The sequence below is a fragment of the Roseivivax halotolerans genome (genome assembly GCF_900115815.1).
In the GTDB taxonomy this organism is placed as follows: domain Bacteria; phylum Pseudomonadota; class Alphaproteobacteria; order Rhodobacterales; family Rhodobacteraceae; genus Roseivivax; species Roseivivax halotolerans.
Genome location: NZ_FOXV01000002.1, coordinates 388,433 through 405,354, shown reverse-complemented (window position 1 = coordinate 405,354; position 16,922 = coordinate 388,433). Strand labels below are relative to the sequence as shown.

5 protein-coding genes are annotated in these 16,922 nt (G+C 67.8%); all 5 read left to right on the top strand.

Annotated elements, in window-relative coordinates:
• The first annotated feature begins 104 nt into the window (after positions 1–104).
• Positions 105–1,247, top strand: a complete 1,143-nt coding sequence (locus BM171_RS04870; RefSeq protein WP_093009694.1) for a tetratricopeptide repeat protein — start codon at positions 105–107, stop codon at positions 1,245–1,247.
• Positions 1,248–1,264: 17 nt separating this feature from the next.
• Complete coding sequence (locus BM171_RS04865; RefSeq protein WP_093009693.1) at positions 1,265–2,119, top strand: sulfatase-like hydrolase/transferase; 855 nt, start codon at positions 1,265–1,267, stop codon at positions 2,117–2,119.
• A 64-nt stretch (positions 2,120–2,183) separates the two neighbouring features.
• Entirely contained in the window at positions 2,184–2,786 is a 603-nt protein-coding gene (locus BM171_RS18860) for a hypothetical protein (RefSeq protein WP_093009692.1), read from the top strand.
• 44 nt (positions 2,787–2,830) lie between these two features.
• Positions 2,831–10,987, top strand: a complete 8,157-nt coding sequence (locus BM171_RS04855) for a type I polyketide synthase (protein WP_093009691.1) — start codon at positions 2,831–2,833, stop codon at positions 10,985–10,987.
• Positions 10,984–16,917 carry a type I polyketide synthase gene (locus BM171_RS04850; protein WP_093009690.1) on the top strand — a complete coding sequence of 1,978 codons (5,934 nt, stop codon included), beginning with the start codon at positions 10,984–10,986 and terminating at the stop codon, positions 16,915–16,917. The genes BM171_RS04855 and BM171_RS04850 overlap by 4 nt, the downstream gene beginning before the upstream one ends.
• Positions 16,918–16,922 lie beyond the last annotated feature (5 nt).

Here is a 16,922-nt window from a genome sequence, read left to right as displayed (position 1 = left end):
ATCTCTGCCAATCCTTATACCGGGGGTGTTTTTGAGACGCTGCCACCAAGCCTGCCAAGGCGCACGCATTTCGCGCCGCCAAGAATATTTCAGGGGGATCTGAGATGTCCGACCGCCAATTTGCCCGTGAGAGCCAGGCACTCTTGCGTCAGCGCGTCAAAGACGGGATGGCCGCCCTGAAGGACGGCGATCTGGATACGTCTCAAGAGATCTTTACAGATCTTTTGGAAGCACAACCAGACCTTGCAATCGCGCATCTCGGGCTTGGGCGGGTCTTTGCCAAGCTGAACGATCCGCACCGCGCGCTGGAGCACTTCCAGGAAGCGCAAGCGCTGAAGCCCGATCTCGTCCCCGCCCAGATCCTGAGTGCCGGAATGCTCGGCAAGATGGGCGAGAGCGAGGAAGCCATGACGGAGCTGGAGACCGCGATCGCGCTCGATCCGTCGGCAAGCGCCGCGTATCTGCGCCTGGCGCGCATGTTGAAAGAGGCGGGCAAGTCTTCCGAGGCACTCGAGGCGCTGCGCGAAGGCGTTTTGCACAATCCACAGGATGTGCGGCTGCGGATGTCTCTCGCGAGCGCCCTCGCGCAATCGGGTGCGACGGACGAGGCCGTGCGTGAATTGACCCGCGTCTCGGACATCAAGCCAGATCTCTGGATGCCGCATTACCAGCTTGGCCGCATCCTCATGCGTCAGGGCGAGATGGATGCGGCGCGAGAGGCGCTCGACAAGGCGGCAAGCCTCGCGCCGGACCGTGCGCCGGTGCATCAGGCGCTGGGCCAAGTGCAGGCCGCGCTCGACGAGCCAGCGCAAGCCGTCCGCAGCTTTGAACGCGCCATCGCGATCAAGCCGAACAATCTGCGCGCCACGCTCCGTGCGGCGCAAGCGCGGTCGCAGACGGGCCGCCACGGCGATGCCCTCGACATGCTGATGAAACTCGGCCCCAAGGCGCGCCGATCGGGTTTCGTGCAGAAGGCGATGGGCGATATCTACCTCGCGATGGGGCGTCCCGGTGATGCCTCGGAATGCTATCGCGCCGCGATCCTGAACTCGCCCAAGCTGCAGGAAACACATCCCGAGCTGACAACGCTCGCAGAGGCCGAGGTGCCCGCGGATGCGGCGTCGCATGCGGCCGCGCTCAAGGCGGCCATCGCAGAGAAACTCCCCGCTCCGGGCGAGGATGGCGGTGCCCGCCGCGGCGCGATCCGCGCACGTCTCGCCGCCCGCCGTGAAGCCGCCGCCGGCTGAGAGGACACCGACACGACATGCCGCGCAATCTGGTCCTCATTACCTACGATTCCTGCCGCTATGACTCGGTCATGGCCGCCGATGCGCCGAACCTGCGCAAGCTTGGCGATATCCAGAAGCGCTACTCCTACGCCTCGTGGACGGCGCCGTCGCATTACACCTTCATGATGGGCCTCGTGCCGCATCTGTCGCCAGCCCATGTCTACGCCTCCGAGGTCTACAAGGAGGATTTCGCGAAGTGGTCCGATCGCCTCGAGATCCCAGACCTCGCCTTCGAGACGTTCCTGCCGCAGCTCTCGCTGCCGGGCATGTTGCGCCAGTATGGCTATCGCACCGTGGGCCGGGTCTCGATGCCGGTCCTGAACCCGCAGACGGTCATCTCGAACGCGTTCGACGATTACAAGCTGATGTCCAACCACAATGATTTCGCGGGCATGATCGAGGACGTGAGCTTCTCCCGCGATCATCCCAGCTTCCACTTCTTCAATCTCGGCGAGACGCATTACCCCTACATGCTCAAGGACGAGGCACTGCCCCATATTTCGGGACTGCACGGCGTCGCCAAGACGCTGGCCCAGGGCGGCGATGCTGGCGGTCGTGGCGCATCCGCGATGAGCGTTGACGAATTCTTCTCGGACGACGTGATGCGCGGGCTGCATCAGCAACAGATCCGCTGTGTCGAATATCTCGACGGGCTGCTCGGTGCGCTCTTTGACAAGGCACCGTCGAACACGTGGTTCATGATCATGGGCGATCATGGCGAAGCCTTTGGGGAACAGGGATATTTCGGCCATGGGCCGGTGATGCACGAGAAGGTCTTCGAGGTGCCGTATGTCGAAGGCCCGCGGCCGAGGAAGGCAAGTCTGATCTGACGGAATACTGCGCCACGACACAAAGCGCGCAGAACACGGGTGTGGAAGTGGGAAGGGGACTGTCATGGCTGATACCGAAGACGACAAGCGTCTCGAAGCATTGAAGCGTCTCAGGGCGCGGCGTGGTGGCGGCGGCGCGGGCGCTGGTGCGGGAGGAGCGACCGGTGAGCGCGGCGCGCGGCTGCGCCAGATCCTGGCTGAGCGGCGCGGCGGTGGCGCACAGGCTGGGGGTGGCGGTCCACTCGGTGTGGGCGCCGGCCTAGGGCTTGGCGGTGGCGGCGCGGGTGCCGGAGCCGGCGGTGGCGCGTTGCGAGAACGTCTGCGCGCGCGCGCCCAGAATGGCGGGGCGGGACCGCGTGGCGGCGGCTTGGCCGCGGGCGCGGCAGGCGGCGCTGGCGCCGGAGCGGCCGGCGGTCTTCGCGGACGCCCGCTGCTGCGGCGCATGATGGCCAATCGTGCGGGCGACGGCGCTGCGGCCGAGGCCGGAACGCCGCTCGCGCAGGGGCGCGATCCCGAAAAGCTGCGCGACAAGCTGCAAGAGCGGATCGAGAAGCTTCAGGCCTGCCTCGAGAAGCTCGAAGCGGATGAAAAGACCGCAGAGACCACGAAGACAACAGAGGCCGAGGCCATCGCCGACGCCGCGCCCAGCATCACGAAGAAGACCTGACGCTCAAGGACGGGCGCTGCGTACGCCCCTGACGGAGACGCGACATGGACCAAGATTTCGGTATCCTTGTTCTGACCCCCGCGGGTACGGGCGACCCCTCGCTCGCCATCGCGGCGCAGCGGGCAGGGCGGATCGGCGTCTTCAACGCGGAGCTGCCGCTGCCGGAGGGCGCGCTCGAAGCGGGGCTTTCGCGTCTGTCGCAGACGGCTCCGGCGGGCTGGGCCGTGGAGGTGGCCGATGCGGCGCTCGCCTCCGAACTTGTCGGTACCTACCGTGAGGCGGGTCTCGGCACGGTCATTCTTCCGGCTTCGGTCGCCTTCGCGTCCAAGCCCCAAGTCGAGGCCATGCGCGTGGCGGGCATTCATGTGATGCTCGAGGCAACGACGTGGGACGACCGCCTTTCCGGTCCGTTTGCGGCGGATGGCGTGATCCTCAAAGGCCACGAAGCGGGCGGTCGCGTCGGCGAGGCGACGAGCTTCATCCTTCTTCAGAAAGCCCGCGCTGCCGGGCTGTCGCAGGTTTTCGTGCGCGGTGGCATCGGTCTGCATTCGGCAGGCGCGGTGCGCGCGGGCGGTGCCGCGGGCGTGGTTCTCGACGATCAATGCTTGATGCTGCGCGAGAGCGCGCTCGCGGACCGTGTCGCGCCGATCCTTGCGCGGATGACCGGTGGCGAGACGGTGTTGATCGAAGGTCAGTGCGGCCTGCGCTGGTGCGGTATCGAAGCACCGGGCAGGAACGCCGCCGCAAGCCTTCGCGCGCATATCGCGGGAGCCGTCGCCGAGGCGCAGAACGCACTCGCGGACGGGGCGTTCGGCTGGAATATCACGGGTGGCGATCTTGCGCCGATGGGGCAGGCGGCGGCCTTCGCCCCTGATCTTGCGCGGCGCTATGGCAGCGTCGGACGTCTCTGCGCGGCGCTTGAAAAGCTTTCCGCCGAAGCGGTCGCCCGCGCGGCGGATACCGACATTCTCGGTGCTGGCACGCCGCTCGCAGCGGACCACCGCACCGAGTTTCCGATCGTCCAGGGGCCGATGACACGCGTCTCCGACGTTGCGCCTTTCGCGCAGTCGGTGGCCGAAGGTGGCGCGCTGCCGATGGTGGCACTGGCACTGATGCGCCCGGCCCAGGCCGACAAGCTTCTGGCGGATGTGGCCGAGCGGCTTCAGGGCAAGAGCTGGGGTGTGGGCCTTCTGGGCTTTGCGCCCTCGCAGCTCGTGAAGGACCAGGTGGAGGTCGCGCTCAAGCATGGACCTTCCTTCGCGCTCATTGCGGGCGGGCGCCCCGATCAGGCGGTCGCGCTCGAGGCCGATGGCATCCCCTCATACCTGCATGTTCCCTCGCCGCGCCTGTTGTCGATGTTCCTTGACCAAGGTGCGCGCCGCTTCGTCTTCGAAGGGCGCGAATGCGGCGGCCATGTGGGGCCGATGTCCTCGCTGGTTCTCTGGGACAACATGGTCCGCACGATTCTCGAAGAGGTGGACGACGCCAAGACCGCCTCCGAGATCTCTGTTCTTTTCGCGGGCGGCATCCACGATGCGGCCTCCGCGGCCATCGTCGGGGCCTTCGCCGCGCCGCTCGCCGCGAAGGGCATCAAGGTCGGCGTGCTGGTCGGCACCGCGTATCTCTTTACCGAAGAAGCGGTGCGGGACGGGGCCATCGCGGACACGTTCCAGAACACGCTTCTTACCTGCACCGAAACCGTGACGCTGGAGACCGGCGCAGGCCATGCGAGCCGCGCTGCGCTCACCCCCTTCGCACAGGAATTTGCCGCCAAGCGCCGCGCGCTCGAAGCGCAGGGCGTGGGTGCGGAGGATATGCGCGAAGAGCTGGAGAGCCTCACGCTCGGCCGCCTGCGCATCGCCTCCAAGGCGACCGAGCGGCAAGGGGACGATCTTCTTACCGTGCCGGTCGAGCGGCAGCTTCAGGAAGGCATGTACATGATCGGCCAGGTCGCGCAGCTGCGCGACGCGCTGACCGACATCCGCGGCTTGCACACAGGCATCTGCGAAGACGGCGGCGCGCTTCTGCGCGAGATCGCGGCTCAGGCGGAGAAGCCAGAGGTCACTCCCGCAGACGTGCGGGCGCCCGAGCCGGCCGATATCGCCATTGTCGGAATGTCTGCGCTTCTGCCCGGTGCGCGGAACTTGCGCGAATACTGGGAAAACCTGCTCGACGGGCGTTCCGCGATCTCGGAGATCCCGTCGCATCGCTGGGATTGGCGGATCTACTTCGACCCGGACCAGAACGCGCCCGACAAGATCTATTCCAAATGGGGCGGCTTCCTCGAGGACATGCCCTTCGATCCGATGCGCTACGGCATTCCGCCGCGCGCGGTGAAGGCGCTCGATCCGTTGCAGTTGATGACGCTCGAGGTGGCGCGGCGCTGCCTCGACGATGCGGGGCTGACGGGCGAGGCGGGGATCAAAGGTCCGCGGCTCAAGACGTCCGTTATCCTCGGAGCGTCAGGCGGCGCAGGCGATGTCGGCGCGCAATATGCCGTCAGGTCGGAGATGCCGCGCTTCCTCGGCAAGATCGACGGGGACGCCGCGTCCTATCTGCCTGAATGGACGGAAGACAGTTTCGCCGGAATCCTTCTGAACGTGGCGGCCGGTCGCACCGCGAACCGGCTCGATTTCGGCGGGGTGAATTACACGATCGACGCGGCTTGCGCCTCCTCGCTCGCGGCGGTCTACCAGGGCGTGCTCGAGCTTGAGACGGGGCGGTCGGACATGGTGCTGGCGGGCGGGATCGACACGGTCCAGGGCCCGTTCGGCTATCTGTGCTTCTCCAAGACACGCGCACTCAGCCCGCGCGGGCGTTGCGCGTCCTTCGAAGCTGACGCGGACGGGATCGTTATCTCCGAAGGCCTTGCGATGATCGCGATGAAGCGGCTTGCTGATGCAGAGCGTGACGGCGACCGCATCTATTCGGTCATCAAGGGCGTCGGCGGCTCGTCGGACGGGAAGGCCAAGTCGATGACCGCGCCGCATCCCGACGGGCAGATCCGCGCCCTGCGCCGGGCCTACGAAATGGCGGGCTATGGTCCCGAAACGGTGGGTCTGTTCGAGGCGCATGGCACCGGCACCGTCGTCGGCGACACCGCCGAGATGGAGACCGTGACGAGGCTGCTGACCGAGGCCGGGGCCGCACCGCGTTCCGCCGCGATCGGATCGGTGAAAACGCAGATCGGTCACACCAAGGCGGCGGCGGGGATCTCGGGGCTCATCAAGGCCTCGCTCTCGCTTCATCATTCGGTGCTGCCGCCGCATGGCCGCCAGGGTGCGCCCAATGCGAAGCTGACCGACGAGAGTCTTCCGCTCTATCTCGTGGACCGTCCGCGCCCTTGGCTCGATAACGGGGAGCCGCGTCGCGCGGGTGTTTCCGCCTTCGGCTTCGGTGGCACCAATTTCCACGTGACGCTTGAGGAGCATGACGCCAAGCGCGCGATCCCGGCGCTCATGCCGCCCGCGCGGTCGCGCTGGCCGCATGAGCTGTTGGTCTGGCGCGGCGCGTCCGCAAAGGCCGTGGCCTCGCAGATCCGCACCCAGCTTGACCGGCTTGGACAAGGCTGGACGCCGGAGCTTGCCGATCTTGCGCTGAGCCTCTGGGAGGCCGCCCCGAAGAAAGGGCTGACCACGACGCTCGTGATCTCGGACGTGGCGGATCTGTCCGCACGGCTTGTCGCGCTTCTCAAGGCGCTTGAAGATGGCGGCCCGCTACCCGCCGGCGCAAGCTGGAGCGACAGCCCGCGCCTTGGGAGCGGGGGTAAGCTCGCGCTCATCTTCCCGGGGCAGGGCAGCCAATATCCCGACATGTTCGCCGATCTCGCGATGATGCTGCCCGAGATGGCCGCGAGCCTCGCCGCCGCCGATGCCGCACTGGGCGAGCCGTTGAGCCGCGCGATCCTGCCCGAGGCCGCCTACGACGCAGAGGCGCGCCAAGAGGCAGCCAAAACGCTCACCCGGACCGACATGGCGCAGCCCGCCCTCGGCGCGGTCGAGGCCGGTCTGTGGGACGTCTTCCGCAACCTCGGCCTCGCGCCCGATATGGCCGCGGGCCACAGCTACGGTGAATTTGTCGCGCTTCACGCTGCCGGCGCAATCGCGCGGGACGATCTTTTCCGCGTCTCCCGCGCCCGCGGCCGCTTCATGGTCGAGGCAGGGGACGGGGCAGACCTTGGCACGATGGCGGCGGTCCGTGCCCCGCGCGAGCGGATCGAGGCGTTGATCGCCGGAATGGACGACATCTGTGTCGCCAATCACAACGCACCGGAACAGAGCATCCTTTCGGGCACCCGCGCCGCCATCGAAGCGGCGGGCGCGAAAGCAGAGACCGAGGGACTCTCCTTCCGGGTCCTGCCGGTCGGCGCGGCGTTTCATTCGCCGATCGTCGCCCCGGCGGAAAAGCGTCTCGCCGGGTTCCTCAACAAGATGCCGGTCGCGGCACCGGCTTTCCCGGTCTACGCCAACACGACGGCCGAGCCTTACGAGGCCGACGCAAAGGCCGTGCGCCGCACGCTCGCGCGCCAGCTTGCCCGCCCGGTGGAATTCATGAGCGAAGTGCAGGCGATGCACCGCGACGGTGCGCGCGTCTTCCTGAGCCTCGGGCCCAAGGGCAGTCATGCGGGCATGGTCCGACAGTGCCTTCAGGGCGAAGACGTGCTCGCGATTTCGGTCGATGATGAAGAGGGCGGTCTTGCAGGCTTCCTCGGCGCGCTCGGGCAGCTTCTGTCGCAAGGCGCGACGCTCGATCTCGCGCGGCTCTTCTCGGGACGCGGGGCGCAGAGCATTGCGCTCAAGGGCCCGGTCGAACGCATCGAAGAGCCAGGCCGCAATATCTGGATGCTGAACGGATCGGGCGCTCGCCCCGCAGGCAGCCCGCCGCTGCCCGTTCTCACGCTCGAGGACATCGAGGCGCGCGGGGCGAAACCCGCGACCGACCCGTCGCGTCCTGCACACCTACCCGCCACGGCCACCATCACGGAGGTCGTATCCCCTGGACCGCGAAAGGAGACCCGCATGGACCAGAGCCCACAGGACCTGTCTCGGAGCGAGGCGGTCTATCCAGAAACCTACTATGACACCCCGAGCGAGACGATCATGGCCGGCTTCCAGGCCACGATGGCGTGCTTCCTCGAAACCCAGGAGCGCGTGATGCTGGCGAGCCTTGGCGCACAGGCTCCGGCGGCACGCAGCGCGCGTCCGGTGCAGCGTTTCGCGCCGACATCGCGCCCGGCGATGCAGCGTCCGGCGATTGCCGCGCACGCTGCTGCACCGGCGCCGGTCGCGCCTGCGCCCGCTCCGGCCGCGCAGCCCGAACCTCAGGCCGCCGCGGCAGCGCCCAAAGCGGATGCGCCCGCCCCGGCGCCGCAGCCTGCCGCCGCTCCCGCCGCGTCGTCCGCCGGGCTCGACAAGGCCGGCATGACCGCCCTCCTGCTCGAGATCGTGGAGGACCGGACGGGCTATCCCTCCGACATGCTGGGCCTCGATCAGGGCATCGAAGCCGACCTCGGCATCGACTCGATCAAACGGCTCGAGATCGTCGGCGCGCTGGTCAAGGCACTGCCGGAGGGGCAGGCGAAAGCTGCCGCGCCGATCGGCGAGACGCTGAACGCGCAAAAGACCCTCGGCGCGATCGTCGAGACGCTGGCGACGCATCTTGAAAAAGAAGGGGCGCCGGTCCCTTTTGATCCTGCCGGGGCGGAGAATGCGGACCATGTCGACATGGCCCGACCGCCCCGGTTCGTTTTCGAGGCGGAGGCCCAGCCGGGCCCCGTCACAGGGCCTCTGCGGAAAGGCACCTATCTTCTGACCGAAGACAGCCGTGGCGTGGCGAAGCGTCTTGCAGAGCGCATCGCCGCGGCTGGCGGCACGCCCGAGATCGTGCCAGCGGAAGTGCCCGCGCAAACCGGCACGCCGCTCGCAGGTCTCGTGCATCTTGCAGCGCTCGACGCGATTCCCGTTCCGCTCGATGCCGGGCTCGAGGCGTGGCGTGCGGCCCTGGCCGCGTCGGAGAAGAGCGCCTATGCGCTCGCCCGCGATCATGCGGACAGCCTCAAGACCGGCCGCGTTCTTTTCGCCTCCGCGCTTAGCGGCATGTTCGGGCGCGACGGCACGGCCGGCCTGACGCTTGCGGGTGGGTCTACGGGCCTTGCGAAATCACTGCGCGAGGAATGGCCCGAGGCCCGGACCCGCGCGGTCGATCTCGATCCCGGGCTCGATGCCGACAAGATGGCGGACATCCTCTTCGCCGAGCTCTCCGCGCATGAGGGCCGGATCGAGGTCGGCTATCCGGGCGGCACGCGCACCATCTTCCGCAGCGTGGCGCGCGAAGTCACGGAGCTTGCACCGCGCGATCTGCCTCAAGGCGCGCTGATCCTCGCGACCGGCGGTGCGCGCGGCATCACCGCAGAAATTCTCCGTCCTTTCGCCCGCGCCGGTGCGCGGCTCGTGCTGGTGGGCCGCTCCGATCTGCCGGGCGATGAGCCTGCCGACCTTGCGGCGATCCGCGATGCCGGTGCTCTGCGCAAGCATCTCGCCGCCGAGGCGAAGGCGCAGGGCGAGGCGGTCACGCCCGTCCTCATCGAACGTCGCCTCGGCGCGATCCAGCGGGATCGCGAGATCCGCGCGAACCTGGCCGATCTTGCCGCGCTCGGCGCAGCCGAGGTCAGCTATCGCGCCTGCGACATGGCCGATCCTGACGCCGTACGCGCCTTGCTGAGCGATATCGGCCCGGTTCACGGCGTCATTCACGGCGCGGGCGTGATCGAGGACAAGCTGATCCAGGACAAAACGCCCGAGAGCTGGGACCGCGTGGTCGAGACCAAGGTCATGGGCGCGCTGGCGCTTGCAGCGGGGCTCGATGCCGCGCCACCGGCTTTCTTCGCGCTCTTTGCGTCGGTCGCGGGGCGCTACGGCAATTCGGGCCAGACCGATTATGCCACCGCGAATGAAGTGTTGAACCGCATCGCCTGCGCGCTCGATCATCGCTGGGCGAACAGCCGTGCCGTCGCGATCAACTGGGGGCCGTGGGACGCGACGAAGTTCGGCGCGGGCATGGTTTCGGACGCGGTGCGCGCGAAATTCGAGGCTCAGGGCGTGACGCTCGTGCCGGCCTCCGGCGGCGCGGAGGCCTTCTTCGACGAGATCCTGCGCGCGCCGGATGGCGTCGCCGAAGTCACGCTCGGGGCGGGCCCCTGGGAGAAACACGAAAGCGACCGCGCGGGCGGCGAGCCGGTGGCTGCGGCGCCGGTCGCCCCTTCCGCCTTCCCGCTTCTGCCGGACCCGACGCCAGTGCCCGCGCCCAAGGGCGGCACCGCCATCGCGCGGCATTTGAGCGTCGCATCCGATCCCTGGCTCGATGCACATCGGATTGGCGGCACGGCGGTCCTGCCTCTGGCTTGCGCCGCCGAGATCTGCGCCGAAGCCGCCGCCGCGATCTGGCCCGATTGGCGCGTTGCGGGCCTTTCGGATCTGCGCGCGCTGAACGGGCTCCGGCTCGACGACGACGGCAGGCGCGATCTTCTGGTCGTGGGCAATTCGGCGGAACATGGCGATCCGACAGGTTTTTCCGCCCGCGTCGATCTGAAAGCGGCCGAGCCGCCCCATCGCGGTCATTACCGCGCCTCGGCGCTTCTGCGTCCCAAGACCGACGCGGCAATGCTCGACGGGATCGAGGATTTGGCGCTCGAGGTGTTGATGACGCGGCCTGCTGCCTCGCCGGTCTCTGCCCGCGCGGCCTATCGCGACATGCTGTTCCACGGCTCGGAATACCAGCGCGTGAAAGACCTCACCGGCCTCGATGAAAGTGGCGTCTCCGCCCGCATCGCGCCAAGCCCGGCCGATGCCTTCGGTGCGGGCCCGGGTTGGACGGTCGATCCGGGCCTCCTCGATGCCGTGGCGCAGCTTGCCTGGGTCTGGTCTGTCGTGACGCGCGACGCGCCTGCGCTGCCGAATGCCATCGGCCGGCTCGTGCCGCTCAGCGGCGGAGAGCCCGCGCGCATGGTTCTCAAGATGCGGACTGATGTCGCCGCGCCGCAGGTCCTGTTCGACGCTGTCGTTGTCGATGCGGACGACCGGCCGGTATTCGTCTGCGAAGCCTTTGAGTGCACATCCGATGCGGGGCTTGCACGCTTCGCGGGCTTCAAGGGCGAGATCCTGTCCGACGTGACCGGTGCGCCGCGCGCCGAGGCAGCGGAATGAGCCGGGCAGGGACAGGGCAGGGCGATATCGCCATTGTCGGTATGGCCGGCATGTTTCCGGGCGCGGGCGATATCCATCGCTTCTGGGCCAATATCTGCGCCAAGCTGGATTTCGTCGGAGAACCGCCCCCCGAATGGGAAGCCGAGCGCTATCTGAGCGCCGAAGGCCCGACCCACATTCCAACTGCGCGCGGCGGCTATCTTGGTGAGAATTTCGCTGCCGATCCCGTCGATCTCGGCGTGATGCCGTCCTCGGTCGACGGCAGCGAGCCGGACCAGTTCGTCGCCCTCCGGGTGGCGCAGGCCGCTCTCGCCGATGCGCGGCAGGCCGAGATCAATTCCGAGCGCACCGGCGTCATCATCGGCCATTCGACCTACCTGCATCGCGGCAACGCGGCGGTGGTGCAGCACGGCGTCGTCCTTGACCAGACGCGGGAGATCCTCGCGCAGCTCATGCCTTGGGCCGATCCCGCGACGCTCGACCGCGTGCGGGAGGAAATGGCCAAGCGCCTGCCGCCCTTCAACGCCGATATCGCGCCGGGCCTCGTGCCGAACGTGATGTCGGGCCGGATCGCCAACCGGCTCAACCTCAACGGGCCGAACTACATTCTCGACGCCGCTTGCTCCTCGTCGATCCTCGCGGTCAATTCCGCGATGCTCGAGCTGCGCGCGGGCCGGTCTGACATGATGCTCGCGGGCGGGGTGAACGCCTCGATCCCGGCCGAGGTCTACATGGTGTTCAACCAGCTCGGCGCGCTTTCGGGCAAGGGACATGTGCGCCCGTTCTCCGAAGGCGGCGACGGCACGCTTCTCGGCGAGGGGCTGGGACTTCTGGCGCTCAAGCGGCGCGAAGATGCGGAAGCGGCGGGTGACAGGATCTACGCGATCCTCAAGGGCGCGGGCCAGTCGAGCGACGGCAAGGGCTCGGGCCTTCTGGCGCCGCGGCTTGAAGGCGAGCGCCTCGCGATCGAGCGGGCAATCGCGGATGCGGGCACAGCCGAGACGCCGCCGGGCCTCATCGAGGCGCACGGCACGGGCATTCCGCTTGGTGATCGCACCGAGATCGGCGCGCTGAGCCATGTTTTCGGAGGGCGCTCTGCCTCGGGCTTGCCGACGACGGCGATCGGGTCGGTGAAATCTATGATCGGGCATTGCATCCCGGCGGCCGGTGCCGCGGGGCTCATCAAGTCTGCGCTCGCGCTCTATCACAAGACGCTGCCGCCGACGCTCTGCGACAAGGTGCGGGGCGGGATCGGGATCGAGGAGACGCCGATCTACGTCAACACCGAGACGCGGCCCTGGATCAGCGCGCCCGATGTCCCGCGCCGGGCAGCGGTAAACGCGTTCGGCTTCGGAGGTGTCAATTCGCACGCGGTTCTGGAAGAGGCGCGGACGGAGGCTGACGATCCGGCGCGCCGCCACGGCGCAACGCCCGCCAACTGGGCGGAAGAGCTTGTGGTGCTCGCCGCTGCCTCCGCGCCAGAGCTTGCCACCGGCGCGCGCCATCTCGGCCAGCGGATCGCGGTGCGGGATGATGCCTCGCTTGCGGAGATCGCGCGTTTCGCTGCCGAGACGGTGGGGTCCGGTGACAACCGCCTCGCCATCGTGGCCGAGAGCCGGACCGACCTCGAGGAAAAGCTCGTCAAAGCGGCCGAGCGGCTGGAGGCTGGCAAGACGAGTTTCCGCATCAAGTCGGGCATCATCGCGTCCGACACGCCGGTCGGGGGCAAGATGGTCTTCGTCTTTCCCGGCGAAGGCGCGCAATACCAGGGCATGCTCGGCGAGGTGCTCACCGCCTTCCCCGAGGCGCGCGCATGGTTCGATTTCTGGGATGGGCTGTTTCCATCGCGCGAGACACCGCCGTCTGCGTCCGTTTTCCCGCCGCCGACGACCCTTTCGCCCGAGCTCTCGCAGCTCCTCGCGGACAAGCTTTTCGGTCTCGAATTTGGCTCGGAGTCGATGTTCATCGCCGCGCAGGCGCTTATGGCCGTGATGGGACGGGTGGGCCTTACGCCCGATCTGGTCCTCGGCCATTCTTCGGGAGAGAACTCGGCGCTCGCGGCTGCAGGCGTCTTCGGAAAGACGGAGACGGCCGAGGATCGCGCCGCTTTCGCGACGCGCATTCGTGCGCTGAACGGGCTTTACCAAGAGATCGAGGCATCGGGCGGCGTCGGCTCGGGCGCGCTTCTGACGGTGGGCGGCGTGCCTCGCGCGCGGATCCTCGAGATCGTCGAGGCGGACCGCGACGTGCATCTCGCGCTCGACAATTGCGAACACCAGGCGGTGCTGTTCGGCAGCCGCGCCCGGATGGAAGCCATTGCCGAAGAGCTGCGCCCCGAAGGCGGCATGACCGCGTTCCTGCCCTTCGACCGACCCTACCACACGCCGCTGTTTCAGGATGTCGCCGACAAGGTCGAGACTGTCTACCGCGCGATGGATTTCGCGTCGCCAACCCTGCCGGTTTATTCCTGCGCGAGCGCCGCGCCGATGCCGGAAGAGCCCGATGCGCTGCGTGCGCTCGCGGCACATCAATGGGCGGCGCGGGTGCGGTTCACCGAAACGGTCGAGCGGCTTTACGAGGATGGCGTGCGTCTTTTCGTCGAGATCGGGCCGTCCTCCAACCTCACCGGCTTTGTCGAGGACACGCTCAAGGGGCGCGATACGACGGCGATCGCGCTCGACTCGCGGCGGCGCGGCGGACTCGGACATCTCTTGCAGGCGTTGGGGCGGATCTTCTGCGCGGGACGCGAGATCGATATTGCCGGGCTCTTTGCCGGGCGCGATCTGGCGCGCGAGGATCTCGAGGCGGATCCGCCGAAGCGCCGCCCGCAGCGGATCGACAACACGCTCGCAATTGTCCGTTTGCCCGAAGATGTCGCCGCCGAGCTTGCAACCGCGCTGGCTAGGGATGCCGGCACGGTCGCGCCAATGTCCGAGCAACGCGCAGATACGGTCCAGCGGGGCCATCCTGCTCCGGCCCCGCATTCAGAACCCCCGTCCGAAACCACCGCAGAGCGCGCCGATCCCGCAATGGCCGCCGGTCTCATGCAGGGGCATTTCGGCCTGATGCAGCGCTTCCTCGAAACGGCGGGTAGCGTTGCGGAGGCCGCGATGGGTGGGCGCGCAACCGGGTCCGAGACCGAGCCCGGCGACTGGCAGCCACCGCTGCTGCACCGCGTCGATATGAGCGACACGCATCTGCGCGCCGAGAGCGATTTCGACCCGCTCGGCGACCCGTTTATCGCTCATCATACCTTCTATGCCGACCACGTTTCGGACAGCGATCCTGACTTGCAGGCGCTGCCGGTCCTACCGCTCGCCGTGAGCCTCGAGATGGTGCTGGAAGCCGCCGCCTGCCTGACGGGAACGGTTGCAACACGGCTTGAAAATGTCCGCGCCCGCGACTGGGTGGCCTTCGACGATGGCCCGGCAACGCTGACCACCGAAGCTGAGCTGCGCGGCTCCCGTGTCCATGTGCGGCTACTTCGCGAAAGCGCGCTTCTGTTCGAGGCCGAGGCGGCGATGGATGCGGACGACCTGCCGCCCCCGTTGCCTGGGCTCGCCGCGCCGCAGTCGCCGGTTTGGTCCGACGAGGCGCTTTATACGACCGGCATGTTCCACGGGCCGCTCTTTCAAGGTGTCGCAACGCTCGATGCATGGGACGCGGGCGGGCTCGATGCCGTCCTGAAGGACATGCCGTTGCAGGACTTCTTCGCCAATGGCGAGGCTCCCGAAGGGCTGCTCATCAATCCCGCGCTGCTCGACCAGGTGGGCCACGTGACGGCCTTCTGGATCGCGCAAGGATGGGGCACGGATTTCAGCTCCTTTCCCTCCGGCATCGCGCGGATCGACCTGCCCGATGCGCGGGGTGAGGCGGTCGCGGGCGCGCGCATGTCCGGGCGGCTCGGCTTTCGCGACGCGGACGATGCGCCGACCCATGAGCCGCAAGCCGCGCGCTTCCTCGAAGGCGACTTCGACTGTATCGCCGCCGACGGCACGCGGCTTCTATCCGTCAGGGGCTGGCGCGACCGGTTCTTCGATGTGCCCCACAGCTTCTACGAGGCGCGCTACCGTCCGCGCGATGCGTGGTACGGTCAGGATGCGACCGCGCTCTTCCCCTCTGCGCCGAAGGGTGTGCGCGTCTGGTCCGTCCCGGCATTCCCGCGCGGGTTTCTTGACGATGCGGGCGGGATCTGGACGCGGGTTCTGGCGGCGACGATCCTTTCTGATGCCGAACGCGCCCATTTCGCGACGCTCACCGGAAAGCGGCGGCGCGACTGGCTGATGGGACGGATCGCGCTCAAGGAAGCGGCGCGCGCCTGGATCGTCGCGGCGCATGGCGCATTGCTTCTGCCCGCCGATATCGAGATCGCCTCGGATGCCGAGGGGCGACCCTACATCCTGCCCGAAAGACCCAACTGGCTTGGTGTGCCGGGCGAGATGCCGGAGGTCACGCTATCCCATGCGGGCGGCGCGGCGCTGGCGGCAGTGGGGCCGACGGGCGCGCGTATCGGCGTCGACATGGAAACGGCAGAGGGCGTCGCCGCCGATCTTTTGGCCGAGGGCGCGTTCTCGAGCGACGAGCTTGGCTGTCTCGGTGTGATCGATCCCGCCGGGCCCGAAGCAGCCGCGCGGCTTCTGTCGGGATGGTGCGCCAAGGAAGCGGTTGCCAAGATGCTCGGTGAAGGATTGACCGGCCGACCGCGCTCCTTCGTCCTCTCGCGGATAACCGAGGCGCGCGACGCGGCGGAAGTCGTCACGCCGTCAGGAGAGCCAGTCTCTATCCGTCTCGCCGCCAAGGACCGCATGATCATGGCACTTGCCATAGGCTCAGTTGAGCTCGCCAGTACCCATGACGGCAACGTCGATAGACAGCCATGCGCGGCGTTGCTAACCCTTCGAAGATCGCAGCCTGGAGCAAAGATGCCACGTCCGGTCCTGACTTTCCTGAGCCTCCTCCTTGTCGCGACGAGCCTTGCCGTGCCCGCGCTCGCGCAATCGGATAGGCCGATCCGCGACGCGCTGCGAGAGCGGTTCAAGGACCGGATAGAGGAGCGCCGCGCCGAGCGCCGGCCGGCCGCGCCGCAGGCCAGCGGATTGCAGCAGATCGCCCTCACTCACCAGGGCGTGCAACGAACCTATTACGTCGATCCCGCCACGATGCGGCAAGGCGCGCCGGTCGTCCTCGTGTTCCACGGCGGCGCGGGCGAGGGGGCGGGCATCGCCTCGACAACCCGGTTCGCGGCATATGCCAAGCAGAATGGTTTCGGCGTGGTTTTTCCCAATTCCGCCGACAAGCAATGGAATGATGGCCGCCCGACCACGGCCTCGAATATCGACGATGTCGGCTTCGTCCGCGCCGTCGCCTCGGATGTGCGCGCGCGTTACGGTGTCGATACCGGGCGGCTCTTCGCGGCCGGCATTTCCAATGGGGGCATGTTCACGCAGCGGCTCGCCTGCGAGGCGTCAGATCTCTTTCGCGCCTACGGCGTCGTCGTCGCGAATATGCCGACCTCTCTGATCGACAGATGCCGTCCGACCGCGCGCAAGCCAATGATTTTCTTCAATGGCACCGATGACCGGCTCATGCCCTTCGGCGGCGGCGAGGTCGCGGCGATCAAGATCCTCGGGGTCGGGGCCGGCGGGTCCGTGGTTTCCCGGGCGCAGACGGAATCCTTCTGGACGCAGGTCAATGGCTGTGGCGGCGGCCGCACGGAGGCTCTTGCCGACCGGGTGCAGGACGGCACGCGCGTCGTGCGGGAAAGCTTCGATTGTGCGGGTTCTGTCGACCTCGAATTCTACGTCGTCGAAGGCGGCGGACATAACTGGCCGGGCTCCACGCCGACGGGCTCGCGGCTTGCCGGGAATGTCAGCCAGGAAGTCGACGCGACCCAGCGGATCGTGGCCTTCTTCCAGCGCTACGGATTGTGATGGGG